The sequence below is a fragment of the Mesorhizobium sp. M0715 genome, from assembly GCF_040320355.1.
In the GTDB taxonomy this organism is placed as follows: Bacteria; Pseudomonadota; Alphaproteobacteria; order Rhizobiales; family Rhizobiaceae; genus Mesorhizobium.
Window position 1 is genome coordinate 1 of the sequence record NZ_JAMYPL010000017.1, and the last position, 13173, is coordinate 13173.

At 65.6% G+C, this 13173-nt stretch carries 11 protein-coding genes; 4 read left to right on the forward strand and 7 right to left on the reverse strand.

The window, feature by feature from the left end:
* Positions 1 to 129: 129 nt before the first annotated feature.
* From NKI21_RS19805 to NKI21_RS19825, 5 genes are all read right to left on the reverse strand, one after another.
* Positions 130 to 1068 (reverse strand): ABC transporter substrate-binding protein, encoded by a 939-nt coding sequence (locus NKI21_RS19805; protein WP_352442065.1) that lies wholly within the window; start codon positions 1066 to 1068, stop codon positions 130 to 132.
* Between the two features lie 77 nt (positions 1069 to 1145).
* Positions 1146 to 2144, reverse strand: coding sequence for an ABC transporter permease subunit (locus NKI21_RS19810; protein ID WP_127266680.1), 999 nt, complete (start codon positions 2142 to 2144; stop codon positions 1146 to 1148).
* Positions 2141 to 3685 (reverse strand): sugar ABC transporter ATP-binding protein, encoded by a 1545-nt coding sequence (locus tag NKI21_RS19815; RefSeq protein WP_352442064.1) that lies wholly within the window; start codon positions 3683 to 3685, stop codon positions 2141 to 2143. The genes NKI21_RS19810 and NKI21_RS19815 overlap by 4 nt, the downstream gene beginning before the upstream one ends.
* Positions 3682 to 5061, reverse strand: coding sequence for an FGGY-family carbohydrate kinase (locus tag NKI21_RS19820; protein WP_352442063.1), 1380 nt, complete (start codon positions 5059 to 5061; stop codon positions 3682 to 3684). The genes NKI21_RS19815 and NKI21_RS19820 overlap by 4 nt, the downstream gene beginning before the upstream one ends.
* Positions 5058 to 5834 (reverse strand): DeoR/GlpR family DNA-binding transcription regulator, encoded by a 777-nt coding sequence (locus NKI21_RS19825; protein ID WP_127266683.1) that lies wholly within the window; start codon positions 5832 to 5834, stop codon positions 5058 to 5060. Before NKI21_RS19825 ends, NKI21_RS19820 begins: the two co-directional genes overlap by 4 nt.
* Positions 5835 to 6026: 192 nt before the next feature.
* Between NKI21_RS19825 and NKI21_RS19830 the strand changes: the two genes are divergently transcribed.
* From NKI21_RS19830 to NKI21_RS19840, 3 genes are read left to right on the forward strand one after another with little or no spacing between them, the layout of a single operon-like run.
* Positions 6027 to 7070 carry a class II aldolase/adducin family protein gene (locus tag NKI21_RS19830; RefSeq protein WP_352442062.1) on the forward strand — a complete coding sequence of 348 codons (1044 nt, stop codon included), beginning with the start codon at positions 6027 to 6029 and terminating at the stop codon, positions 7068 to 7070.
* A gap of 7 nt (positions 7071 to 7077) precedes the next feature.
* On the forward strand, positions 7078 to 8352 hold the full coding sequence (locus NKI21_RS19835; protein WP_352442066.1) for an FGGY-family carbohydrate kinase: 1275 nt from the start codon (positions 7078 to 7080) through the stop codon (positions 8350 to 8352).
* The gene (locus NKI21_RS19840; protein WP_352442061.1) at positions 8349 to 9200 is read left to right on the forward strand and encodes a TIGR01459 family HAD-type hydrolase; all 852 of its coding nucleotides are present in this window, start codon (positions 8349 to 8351) and stop codon (positions 9198 to 9200) included. The genes NKI21_RS19835 and NKI21_RS19840 overlap by 4 nt, the downstream gene beginning before the upstream one ends.
* Here NKI21_RS19840 and NKI21_RS19845 read toward each other — a convergent pair.
* Positions 9187 to 10197 carry a sugar-binding transcriptional regulator gene (locus tag NKI21_RS19845; protein WP_127269653.1) on the reverse strand — a complete coding sequence of 337 codons (1011 nt, stop codon included), beginning with the start codon at positions 10195 to 10197 and terminating at the stop codon, positions 9187 to 9189. The two genes, NKI21_RS19840 and NKI21_RS19845, sit on opposite strands and share 14 nt — an antisense overlap.
* A 159-nt stretch (positions 10198 to 10356) precedes the next feature.
* Here NKI21_RS19845 and NKI21_RS19850 point away from each other — a divergent pair, with 159 nt between their 5' ends.
* Positions 10357 to 11160, forward strand: a complete 804-nt coding sequence (locus NKI21_RS19850) for a hypothetical protein (protein ID WP_352866874.1) — start codon at positions 10357 to 10359, stop codon at positions 11158 to 11160.
* Between the two features lie 14 nt (positions 11161 to 11174).
* On the opposite strand, the gene ptsP is transcribed toward NKI21_RS19850, so the two are convergent.
* Positions 11175 to 13154, reverse strand: a complete 1980-nt coding sequence (gene ptsP, locus NKI21_RS19855) for a phosphoenolpyruvate--protein phosphotransferase (RefSeq protein WP_023811045.1) — start codon at positions 13152 to 13154, stop codon at positions 11175 to 11177.
* Positions 13155 to 13173 lie beyond the last annotated feature (19 nt).

A 13173-nucleotide genomic window follows, 5' to 3' on the forward strand; every position in this document is an offset into this window, starting at 1 on the left:
CCCGACTTTCTCTGCCCCCCGCGCTCCCCCAACTAATAATACTTTTTTACCCAACCGCCCCAACTCGGGCCGCGTCGCCTCAAAAGGGGGGGGCCGGGCCCCCCCGGCCCGCACCGGCTTGGGAAGGATTTAGCGGGCCGCGGTCCAGCCCTTGTAGTCCTTCAGGTTCTCGGCCGTGATCAGCTTCGGGTCGAGCAGCACGGTCGGCTCCGTCGGCTTCTTGCCGGCCAGAAGTTCGGCCGCCATCGTCAGTGACTGGCCGGCCATCACATAAGGATCCTGCGAGGCCGAGGCCTTGATCATCGAGGTGCCGGAGGAGAGTTCCTTCTCGATATCGGGCGCGCCGTCGACGGCGGTGAAGATGAACTCCGAGCGGTTGAGTTGCTTGGCGGCAAGCTGGGCGCCGATCGCCGTCGGATCGTTGATGGCAAACACCGCATCGATCTTGTCGAAGCGGGTGAGCAGCGACTGGAACACCTTCAGGCCGCCGTCGCGCGAGCCTTCGGCATTCTGGTCGTCGGAGAGGATCTTGATGTCGGGATGCTGCGCCAGCACGTTCTTGCAGCCCTTCACCCGCTCCAGGATCGAGGACGATGCCGGTCCGTTGAGGATGACATAGTCGCCCTTGCCGCCGGTGTGGTCGACCAGGTACTGGCAGGCCTCTTCGCCGGCCTTGACGTTGTTGGTCATCACGGTGACGTCGGCGCCCGGCGCCGAAACGTCGAAGGCGGCAACGACGATACCCGCAGCCTGTGCCTTCTTCACCGCCGGCGCGATCGCCTTGGCGTCGACGGCATTGAGCATGATCACGTCGACACCGGCGGCGATGAACGAATCGACCTGCGAGACCTGCTTGTTGAGGTCATAGTCGGCCGACACCGAGGTCACCTCGACCTTTGGGTTGATCTTCTTGGCCGCGTCCTCGATGCCCTTGATGGTGGCGACGAAGAAGGGATTGCCGAGCAGGCCGACCGAGATGCCGACCTTATTGAGGTCCTTGGCCGAAGCAGGCGCGATGGCGAGCGACGCGAGTGCGACGCCGCAGAGCAGTTTGGCGATGGTCTTCATTGCTTTCCTCCGATTGCCCCGCGCCTCTCACGGTGCGTTACATGAAACCGGTCGTTGACGCCGGCGACTAAGGTCAATCACGTTCTTGCTCCTGCCTGGAGCCTGTAGCGGTCGAGGGCGACCGCCACGATGATGACCAATCCCTTGATGATGTACTGCCAGATGTCCGAAACGCCGGCCAAGATGAGCCCGTTGGAGAGCACCGCGATGATCAGGCCGCCAATCAGCGTGCCCCAGATCGAGCCGACGCCGCCGACGAAGCTGGTGCCGCCGAGGATGACCGCGGCAATGGCGTCGAGTTCGTAGGACTGGCCCAACTGCAAGCCGTTGGCGGCGTAGAGCCGGGCCGCCGACATGGCGCCGCCAAGACCGGCCAGCAGGCCGGAAACGCCATAGACGAAGAGCAGCACCAGCGGCACCTTGATGCCGGTCAGCCGCGCCGCTTCGGCATTGCCGCCGACGGCATAGATCCAGGTGCCGAGCACGGTGCGCTTGAGCACCAGCCAGGACAGCACCACCACCGACAGCGCGATGATGACCAGCCAGGGAATGCCGAACAGCGAACCGTTGCCGATAAAATCGAACGGCAGGTCCGAGTTGAACACCGTGGTGTCCTGGCCGAGCAGGCGGGCAACACCGCGCACCGCGGTCAGCGAACCCAGCGTGACGATGAAGGGCGGCAGCTTGATATAGGCGATGAGCAGCCCGTTGATGAGGCCGAAGCCGAGCCCGACCAGAATGGCCGCCGGCACGCCGAGCAAACCCCAATCCGGCACCAGCGACACCATCACCGCCACCATCGCCGATGCGGCGAGGATGGCGCCGACGGACAGGTCGATGCCGCCGGTCAGGATGACGAAGGTCATGCCGGCCGCCAGCACGATGTTGATCGACGACTGCTGGGTGACAATCAACAGGTTGGTCTCGGTCAGGAAGCGCGGGTTCAGGAACTGGAAGCCGGCCGCCAGCAGGATCAGCACCGGCAGCATGCCAAGGGCAGCGAAAGCCGTGCGCAGCCGTCGGCTCGTGCCGGTGGCCTGGCCGCCTGCGCTGATCTCGGTCGCCTTGTCGGTCATTGCTGAGCCGCTCCCGTTGCAAGTTCCATGATTTTCTCCTGGCTTAGCGGTTCGCCTTGCGATGCCGTCACCTCGCCCGATATCGTGCCGTCGCGCATCACCAGCACGCGGTCGGCAACGCCGATCACCTCGGGCAGTTCGCTGGAGATCATCAGGATGGCGATGCCCTGTTTGGCGAGATTGTCGATCAGCCGGTAGATTTCCGATTTCGCCCCGACATCGACGCCGCGGGTCGGCTCGTCGAGGATGACGACCTTCGGCTCGGTTTCGAGCAGGCGGGCGAGCAGCACCTTCTGCTGGTTGCCGCCCGACAGCGAGCCGGCATTGGCCTGCACCGAACTGGTGCGGATGGAGAGACCGGCAACGGCCTTGGAAGCGCGCCTTTCGGCGGCCGCGAAGTCGCGCAAGCCGCCGGCGCGCGAATCCCGCGCCAGCACGCCCATGCTGATGTTGTCGGAAATCGACATGTCGAGGAACAGGCCGAGTTCCTTGCGGTCCTCGGTCAGATAGGCGATGCCGGCATCGAGCGCCTCGCGCGGCGAGCCGATGGTTACAGGTTTGCCGTCGAGTTCCAGCGTGCCTGACACGCGCCTGTCGGCGCCGAAGATCAGCCGCGCAAGCTCGGTACGGCCGGAACCGACCAGACCCGCCAGCGCCAGCACCTCGCCCTTGTGCAGGTCGAACGAACAGTCTTTCAGGAGACGGCCGTCGGACATGCCACGCACCGAGAGCGCCACCGCGCGCTTTTCGTCCGGCGGCCGATGATCCTTCTTGTAGAAAGCCGACAGATCGCGGCCGACCATCATCGAGACGAGGCGCGAGGCGCTGAGGTCGGCACGTTCGAGCGTGCCGACATAACCGCTGTCGCGCAGCACGCTGACGCGATCGGCAAGCTGGTAGACCTCTTCCATGCGGTGGCTGATGTAGATGATGGCGATGCCTTGCGATTTCAGCGTCGCGATGACCTCGAACAGCCGGTCGGTCTCGCGCGAGGTCAGCGACGTCGTCGGCTCGTCCATGACGATGATGCGCGCATTGGTCGACAGCGCGCGGGCGATCTCGACCAATTGTCGCTCGCCGAGCGACAGGCTGGAGACCATGTCGCGGGCCGAAAAGGAGACGCCCAGACGCGCGATGATCTCCCTGGCGCGCCGGGTGCACTGGTCACGATCGACGATGCCGAAGCGTCGCGGCTCGTTGCCGAGGAAGATGTTCTGCGCCACCGTCAGATTGGGCGCCAGCGACAGCTCCTGATAGATCACCGCGACGCCGCTGGCGCGCGCCTTGATCGGATCGCCGGTCGCGGCCGGCATGCCGTCGATCAGGATCTCGCCACCGGCATCCGGCCGATAGGCGCCTGAAAGCACTTTCATCAATGTCGACTTGCCGGCGCCGTTCTCGCCCATCAAGGCGTGCAGCTCGCCGGCATGGACGCTCAGCGAGACATCGTGCAAGGCACGGATGGTGCCGAACGTCTTGGAGATGTGGCGCATCTCCAGCACCGGCTGGCGCACCGTCTCGGCCTTGGCAATCGCACTCATCGCGCGCCTCCCGCCACCGCACCAGCGACGCCCCGGTCCATGGTGGCGGCACGCCAATTGCCGCGATAGCCTGCCAACCCGGTGAAACGCGACGCGCGCACCGGCTCCGGAACTTCGGCGGCGAATTCGCGCCCAACGCTCTCGAAGGCGAGCGCCGCTGCACCGGTGGCACTGCCCTCCAGCGTGGCGCCCTGCAGGAAAGCCTGGTCGGGACGCAATTGCGCCAGCAGTCCGGCGAGCAGACCGCCCGTGTTCAGCCCGCCATCGACGATCACGGTGTTGTTCGAATGGATGAGATCGAGCGACAGATCGACCATCAGCGCGACGTAGAGCAGCGCCGTAGCCGCGCGTTCCTCGGCATTGGGCGCGCGCCCCGCCAGTCGGCCGGAATGCCCCGCCATCGGCCCGCCCGGCGCGAAGCTCGGCAGCGCCATGATGCCGGCATCGATCACCCGCTGCACCGCCGGGCCGGCGATCTCGCCTTGCCAGCCGGCGCTGATGGTTGCGAATTCACGCCCGCCCATGAAGCGGATGGTCGGCACTGGGCCGCCGCCGACATCGACATTGACCAGCATGTCGCGGTCCCGGTCGAGCGCGTCGAGGGGACAGGACGGATTGAGCACGACGACCCAGGTGCCGGTAGAAACGACGGTGACCGGGCCAAGCTCCTGCCGGCGATAGGCATGCAGCGCCGCATTCGAGTCATGGACGCCGTTGTGGATGGCGATCGGGCTTGCCGCAGCGCCGAGGCGCTGCTCGCCGATAACGGTGCCGGCGCGCTCGAAGGCAGGCATCCGGTCACGCCAGCCCTGCGCGTCGACCAGCGAGGAAAAATCTTGGCGGCGCGGCGCCCACAAATGCGAATGGCAGCCGAGATAGGATACTTCCGAGACCGCCCGTCCGCCAAGGCGCCAGCTCCAATATTGCGGATAGCCGAGGATCGATTTCGACGCGGCGAACGCGTCGGGCTCGACCTCCTGCAGCCACAGCATGTGGCGGCCGTAGTTGAAGCCCAGCGGCAACCGCGGCGAGAAGGTCTCGGCAAAGCCCGGAATGCGGCGATCGATCCGCGCGGCAATCTCGGCCGGCGGCTCTTGCTCGTAATCGAGGATCGGATGCGTCAGCGCCGCCTCGTCGACCAAGGCAAAGGTGCAGCCATGGCCCGAGACCATGACCCCTTCCACTCCATGACCATCGACCGCATCGGCAACGGCGCTGAGCGCCCAATGGTGGAGCGCCGCCTCGTCGAGCACGCTGAAGCCGCCTTGGCGCACCCATTTCGGCTGGGTCCGGCGCTCGTCGACAATGCGCCCGTCCTGGCCGAAGACGAACAGCTTCGAATTGGTCTTGCCGAAATCGAGGACAGCCACCTTCACTGGATGGCTCCCGAGGCTATCCGCACCATGACGCCGGCGTCTTCCAGCATGCGCGCATCGGCATCGGAAAGACCGTCGTCGGTGACCAGCGTGCCGATGCGGGAAAGCGGGAGCGCGACATTGCGCGCGTGGATCGACAGTTTGCGGCTGTCGGCCAGCACCACGATCTGGTCGGCGCAGAGGCTGAGATCGACGATCGAGCGCACCAGCAGCGGGTGCGATTCCATCACGCCTTCCTGGCCAAGGCCTTGCGCGCCGAGAAAGAATTTGGAGGCGTAGAAGGGCACGGCCTGGGTGAGCGAATGAATGATGCCGGGTTCGCGATGCAGATCACCGCCCGCAACCGTCAGGCTGCAATGGCCGTGGTCGCTGAGATAGGCCGCCAGCGGCATCGAGTTGGTGTAGAGGCGGATGTTGCGCTCGGCGAGCTTGACCCCGAGATGGAAGCAGGTCGAGCCGCCATGCACGATGACGGCGTCGCCGTCACGCACCATGGTCGCCGCGAGAGCGGCGATCTGCCGCTTGGCCTCGACCGCAAGGTCGCGGTTCTCGTCATAGGGCCGGGCGTAGGCGACACCGGCCTGGGAAGCGCCGTCGAGCGCCGAGATGCCGCCATAGACCTTCCGCGCTTCGCCGGCTTCGTCGATCCTGTCGATATCGCGCCTGACCGTCGCGGCTGAAACGCCAAGCCGTTCCTGCAGCTCGCGCACCGAAGCGAACGGACGATCCCGCAGCAGTTCGACGATCTGACGCTGGCGGCCGGAGTCGCTCAATTCTTTCCTCCCGGATGCCATTTCCATGGCAGTTGGCGCAACTTACTCAACATTAGCCGGATTGCAAGCGGGTTTTGATGATACTAGATCACTATTGACGTAGATCACTCGTATCTGCGATATCAGCGCCAATTCGACCCCGGCAACGGGATTTCGCGCAGGACACGGCCGAGCCGTTGGAGAAAAAGCGCCATGGCGACCCAAGCTGACGCGCAGGAACTGGCGGCCTTACGGGCGCTCTCGGCCAGCATCGGGCAGAGCCCGCATCTGACCCAGGCGGCAGGCGGCAACACCTCGCTGAAAGCCGGCGACACGCTGTGGATCAAGGCCTCCGGCACCTGGCTGAAGGACGCGCTGGTCGATGACATCATGGTGCCGGTGGCGATGGCGCCGTTGCTGAGAGCCGTCGAACAGCGCGATCGCGCCGCCGACCAGCCGCAAGGTTTCACCATTGCAGCGCTCAACCCGCGCGGCCTGCGGCCGTCGATCGAGACCACGGTGCACGCCCTGATGCCGCAGCGCGTGGTTCTTCACGTCCATTGCGTCGACACCATCTCACTTGCCGTGCAGGCCGATGGCGAGGCCGAGGTCGCCAGGCGGCTCGATGGCATCGACTGGGCCTATGTGCCCTATTTCCGGCCCGGCCTGCCGCTTGCACGCGGCATTGCCGAAAAACTGCGGCCTGGTGTCGACGTGCTGATCCTTGGCAATCACGGGCTGGTCGTCGCCGCCGAAACCGTCGCCGGGGCGGAGCTTCTGCTGCGCCGTATCAGGTCATTGCTGGCCCGGCCGGCGCGCGCGACCGCCGCACCCGACCTCGATGCCTTGGCGGCGCTTGCCGGCGACAGCTTCTACAGATTGCCGGCCGATGTCGAAGCGCATGCGGTTGCGCTCGACCCTGAGAGCCGCCGCATGGCGCAGGCCGGCAGCCTCTATCCGGACCACGTCATCTTCCTCGGCCAGGGCTCCATCGTGGCGAAACCGGGCGAGGCGGTGGCCGATGTCATTGCACGACTGGACACGTCGCCTGCGGCGATCCTGTTTCCCGGCGCAGGCGTGCTGATGCGCGGCGACGCCAGTGCCGGCGCCGATGCCATGCAACGCTGCCTCGCCGACGTGACCGCGCGGATCGACGTCGCAGCGCGGCTGAACTATCTCACCGCTTCCGAGAATGACGAGCTGGTCAACTGGGACGCCGAGCAATATCGCCAGAAGCTCAACGCGGCTGGCGGCTAGCATGGACATGATGCCACTTGTCATCGGCATCGACCTAGGCACATCAGGTGCGCGCGCCGTCGCCATGCGCCCGGATTTTTCCATAGCCGGGCATTCGGCCGTTCCACTCGACAGGTTTGGCCACGATGACCGAGCCCCCACGGCATGGTGGCAAGCGGTCAAGGCGGTGCTGACGGACCTGCTTTCCGGCATCGACCGCACGGCGGTCCGCGCCATCGCCATCGACGGCACCTCCGGCACGCTGCTGCCGGTCGACGCCGCCGGGCGGCCGCTGGCCGAACCGCTGATGTACAACGACAAGGTCGATGACGACGACATTCTGGCCGCGATCGACCGCACCGCGCCGGCTGCAAGTGCAGCGCACGGAGCGACATCCGGCCTCGCCAAGGCCCTGCGCTTCCAGCATCTGCCGGGCATTGCGGCGGTGCTGCATCAGGCCGACTGGATTGCCGGAAACTTCTCCGGCCGCTTCGACGTCAGCGACGAGAACAATGCCCTGAAGACAGGCTATGATGTCGAGGCCCGCCGCTGGCCGGAATGGATCGCCGCGACCGGAATGCGCGTGGAGTTGCTGCCGCGCGTGGTCGAGCCGGGCGAAGTCACCGGCGCCCTCACCGCGGAAGCCGGGGAACTGTTCGGCTTGCCGCGCGATGTGGCCGTCGTCGCCGGAACCACGGATGGCTGCGCCTCGTTCCTGGCGACCGGTGCTGCCGCGATCGGCGACGGCGTCACCGCGCTGGGATCCTCGCTGACCATCAAGATCCTGTCCGACCGGCCGATTTCGGCGCCGCGCTTCGGCATCTACAGCCACCGGCTCGGCAACGCCTGGCTGGCAGGCGGTGCGTCGAATTCCGGCGGCAAGGTGCTGGCTCAGCATTTTCCGCTCGCCCGTATCATCGAACTCAGCGCAAAAATCGACCCGGAGACCGACACCGGCCTCGATTACTATCCGCTTCCCGCCACGGGCGAACGATTTCCGATCGCCGATCCGGCGCTGCCGCCTCGCCTTGCACCCCGGCCGGCGGACGACGCCGATTATCTGAAAGCGATGTTCGAAGGCATCGCCGCGATCGAAGCGCTCGGCTATGACAGGCTTGCCGAACTCGGCGCGCCCGCGCTGATATCGGTCAGGAGCGTCGGAGGCGGGGCGGCGAACCCAGCCTGGACGGCAATCCGGCGGCGCAGGCTCGGCGTCGATTTCCTGCCCGCGCTTTCCGACGAGGCCGCCGCCGGCACGGCGCGGCTGGCGCTGATGGGTGCAAGCCGGGCAGGACTCCTATGAGCGCGAAAACGATCGAACGTCTCGACGGCATCGGGCCGCTGGCGGAGCGCTACGACGTGTTCCTGCTCGACCAGTTCGGCGTGCTGCATGACGGCACACGGCCCTATCCGGGCGCGGTGGCAGCGCTGTCGGCGCTGAAGCGCGCCGGCAAGACCGTGGTGCTGGTTTCGAACTCCGGCAGGCGGGCACGACCCAATGAAAGCCGGCTCATAAAACTCGGCTTCGAAGCGGGAAGCTGGGATCATTTCGTTTCTTCCGGCGAGGTGGCGTGGCGATCCTTCAGGGAGATGGCGATGTCGGGGAAGCTGCGCCCAGGGACAAAATGCCTGCTGATCAGCCGTGAAGCTGACCGCTCCGCGATCGAGGGCCTGCCTTTTGTGCTGACCGGGTCCGGCGATGAGGCCGAACTGGTAATGATCGCGGCCAGCGAGGGTGACCGCTTTGACCTCGACCATTATCGCAGGCTATTCGCGCCGGCTGCAGCGCGGCGGGTGCCGTGTTTCTGCACCAATCCCGACATCATCATGCTGACGGCCGTTGGCCCTCGCTTCGGCGCCGGCCGTCTGGCCGATCTCTATGAAAGCCTGGGCGGCAGCGTTACCCGAATAGGCAAGCCCGACAAGGCGATTTTCGACGCCGCGCTGGCGCTGGCCGGCGAGCCGGACCGTGGCACCGTGGTCTGTGTCGGCGACAGCGTCGAACACGATATATCGGGGGGAAACAGCACCGGCATCGCCACCGCGCTGGTGCTGAGCGGAATACTGGCGGACACACCGGATCTCGCCGCTGTTTTCGACGAACAGCAGGCCTGGCCGGACTACATCACGGAGAGCTTCAGCTTCCGCTGACCGCTTCCAGCATGCGCCGCGCGCTCTCCTCGTCGGTGATCAGGATGGTTGGGGCGATGAGGGTCATGGCGCCGAGCAGCGCTTCGGTTTTCTCCTCGCCACCGGAGGTGAGGATACGGATCGGCGCCTTGCGCAGACGATCGACATCCACCGACATCACGTGGCTGTTGACGGGATGGTCGACCAGATCGCCATTGCGGTCGAAGAAATGGAACAGGAGGTCACCAACGGCGCCACGCGCAAGCAAGGCCTCCCGATCCGCCTCCTTGAGAAAGCCGCCACGAGAGAAGGTGGTGGCGGAGGCGATCCCGCCGACGCTCAGCAGAACGGCATCGAGCACGTCGGCCATTTCGAAAATCTCCTGCAGGCCGCAGCGCTCGATCAGTGCGATCTTGGTCTCGACGCTGTCGACGACGGCTGGTGTCGGCATCAGATAGCCGTCGCCCTGGAATATCTGAGCGAAGCGCCAGGCGAACTCGGCTGGGTTGACCCGGCGCACGACGCCGACACCGCCAAGCAGCGAAATCACCTTGAAGTCGGTGAGCGACTTGGCGCTGATGAAGGGCAGGCTCGAGAACAGCGTCTGCCCCCAGCCGACGCCGACCCGCATCCCGGACTTCATCGTGTCCGACAGGAAACTGCCGGTCTTGGCGCTGATCGCTGGTATCGGATCAGCGTTGGGTGCCGAAAGCGGCGCCACCAGCGCCTGCTGCAGCCCGAACGTCTTCTCCAGCGCGCGCTCAAGCCGCACGATTTCCGACAATTCGCTCTCGATGGTGATCTTCACTTCGTTGCGCGCCCGGGCATCCGCCAGCATGCGCACGATGGTGACGCGACCGACGCCGAGCACGTCGGCGATCTCGTTCTGCGTCATCTGTTCGACGAAATACATCCAGGCGGCGCGAATCCTGAGGCGATCCGTCCGGCTTTCGCTGGCGACCTGCTCGGTTGCCTCGCCTCGACCGTCTTCGCTTTCGCCCTGTCGTCGTCTGCCCAAGTCTGTCTCTCCCCCTGCGGCGACGGACGAGCGCGCTGCCGCCGATTCTGCATGCTGGTCTAGTATCGCCTATTGATCTACCAATCGATAGGAACAATGTAGAGAGTGGCGGCTGCCCCGGTTGGCGGCTATCCGCAGCAAATTTCAAGGCGATCCGCGATGCTCCGACAAATCTCCGAAGATGTCCGCGTCAATCTGAAGGACCGGCTGCGGGAAGTCCGCGAAATCATCCGCCAGAGCCGCCATGACGGCAGCGGCGATGCCAGCATCCTGCGCGAAGCAACCAGCCATCTGCCGCCGTTTCCAGGCAAGGGCATCGAAGGCCTGCTCAGCCATGCCGCGAGTGCCGTCGACGAAGCGCTGTCGATCGCTGAAGCTTTCGTCCCGCATGAGCGCCCGATCAAGGTGGACGGCACGACGGTGAAGGGCCTCGGCACCTATTTCCCGGTCGGCAACGAGGATCGCCAACTGGACGCCGAACGCCTGTTCCGGCGCGATATGTATTATCTGACCAAGGCGGTTCTTGCCGGCCTGAACATCGACAATGCCCGCATCCACGAAGCCGATTTCGCGGCCGTCCATGCCACGATGCGCAAGCGGCATGGCGATCTGCTGGCCGCGTTGGCCGCGCCAGGTGCCGGACTGCAGGCAATCGCGGCCACCTGTTCGGCGCTGCTGGTCGAGTGCCTCGGCCAGCGTCCGGTCCGCTTTGCCGAAACGATGTCCGAAATGCCGGCGGTGGTGGGCAGCAGCGCGCTTGACGTAAGCTGCCTGGCACCGCTCGCTTTGGCCTGCGGCCTGGCGACCGCCGGCAGGGACGGCGCGCCGGAGCCGGATATGCTGGAGATCGCGATACTGGCGGCGGATATTCGCCACGACCGCATCGTTCAGGCCTGCGCCAAGGCAAACCCGATCGCTGAACTGACACCGGTGTTCGCCACCTTGCTTGCCCATCTGCCGTAGTTGGCCGGCCTGGGCTAGCCTTCAGCGGCCATGGCCATGATCGCTTTCTTGGCGCGCTGGATGGAAGCCGGGCTCATCGAGAGTTCGGTCAGCCCCATCTTCACGAATGTCGCAATGAGATCCGGACGGCCGGCCGCCTCACCGCACATGCCGACCATGATACCGGCGGCGACGCCGGCTTTTGCCGTCATTTCGATCGCCGACATGACGGCTGGATTGGTGACATCGTTGAGCTTGGCGACGGTCGGATTGAGCCGGTCCGCGGCCATGATGTACTGGGTCAGATCGTTGGTGCCGATCGAGAAGAAAGCGACCTCCTTGGCCAGCGTCGGGGCGATCAGCACGGCGGCCGGGGTTTCGATCATTACGCCGAGATCGAAGGTCGCATGCGGCACGCCTTCGGCTTTCAGCTCGGCCGTGCATTCGTCAACCAGCACGCGCGTCTGCCTGACCTCCGAGAGGTCGGACACCATCGGCAGCATCACCTTGATGTTGCCGTGCACGGCTGCGCGCAGCAGCGCCCGCAGTTGGCGCTTGAAGATGTCGGGCCGGTCGAGACACATGCGGATGCCGCGCCAGCCGAGGAAGGGGTTTTCCTCGTCGGGAAATTCGATGCCGGCAATCGGCTTGTCACCGCCGATGTCGAGCGTGCGTACAATGACCGGATAAGGCGCAAAAGCCTTGGCCAGCGCCGCATAGGTCTCGGCCTGCATGTCTTCCGAGGGCAGATGCATATGGCGCATGAACAAAAGCTCGGTGCGGAACAGGCCGATGCCCATGGCACCAGCCTCTTGCGCCGCTTCGATTTCCTCGAGTGAGCCGATATTGGCCGCGACCTCGATGATCCTGCCGTCGGCGAGCTTCGGCGTCACCGTCTTGAAGATGGTCAGGCCGGCGCGCTCCTTTGCCGCCGCTTCGACGCGGCCGGCGAAATCGGCACGGGTCGCCTCGTCGGGGTCGATGATCACATGGCCGGCATTGCCGTCGAGCGCGACGTCTCGCGCGGTGCGCAAGGCATTGACCTGGCCGCCGAGGCCGAGCACTGCCGGAATGCCGTGCGAGCGCGCGATGATGGCGATGTGCGAGGTGGCGCCGCCATGGCCGCACACCACGCCGCCGATACGCTTCAGCGGCGCGCGTGCCAGATCCCAGGCGCCGATGTCATCGGCAATCAGGATAGCCCCTTCGGGTATGTTTTCGAGGCTGACATCGTCTTGGCCCAGCAACACGAGGCAGATCTGCCGCCCGACCGCATGAACGTCATCCGCCCGCGCGTTGAGATAGTGATCGTCGACCGCGCTGAATTCGGCGGCAATGGTGGAGGCGGCGGTGATGACGGCGGAGACCGCGTCATTGCCGCCCTTGATCAGGCCCTCGGCCTCACCAGTCAGGCTATCGTCGGCGGCGATATCCCTGAGCGCGGCGACGATGCCGCGGTCTCCAGCCGACAGGCTGTCCTGCGCCAACGCATTATCCATACGGGCCTGGACCGCGCCGACGGCCGTGCGGAACCTGTCGATCTCGCCTTCTATCTCCTCGGCCCGCAACACGCGGCCCTGTCCGGCGATATCGGGTGGAAAATGCGCAAAGGCCGGGCCGATGGCGAAACCTTCGCTGGCGGCCACGCCACGCAGGCGGTTTGCCCCGTCAGGTGCCGCCGGCACGGATCCGGGCGCGGGTGCCGCTTCCTGCCCGGCATCGTTCGCCGGGCTCTGCGCCTCCGCTTCATCATCGAGGCCGGCCCGCGGATTCTCGAGATAGCCGATCAGCGCCTCGAGTGCCTCGATGGCATCGGCGCCATTCGCCCGCACCGTGACTTCCTGGTTCTCCTTGACCGCCAGCAGCATCAGCTTGACCGAACTCTTGGCGCTGACCGCCTTGCCGTCCTTGACCAGTTCGACGTCGGATTCGAAGCCCTTGGCGAGCTTCACGAACCGCGTCGCGGGACGGGCGTGCAAACCTTCATGCACTCTGACGATGGTCGAGCGTTCCATGGCAATACTCTGGTTTTGG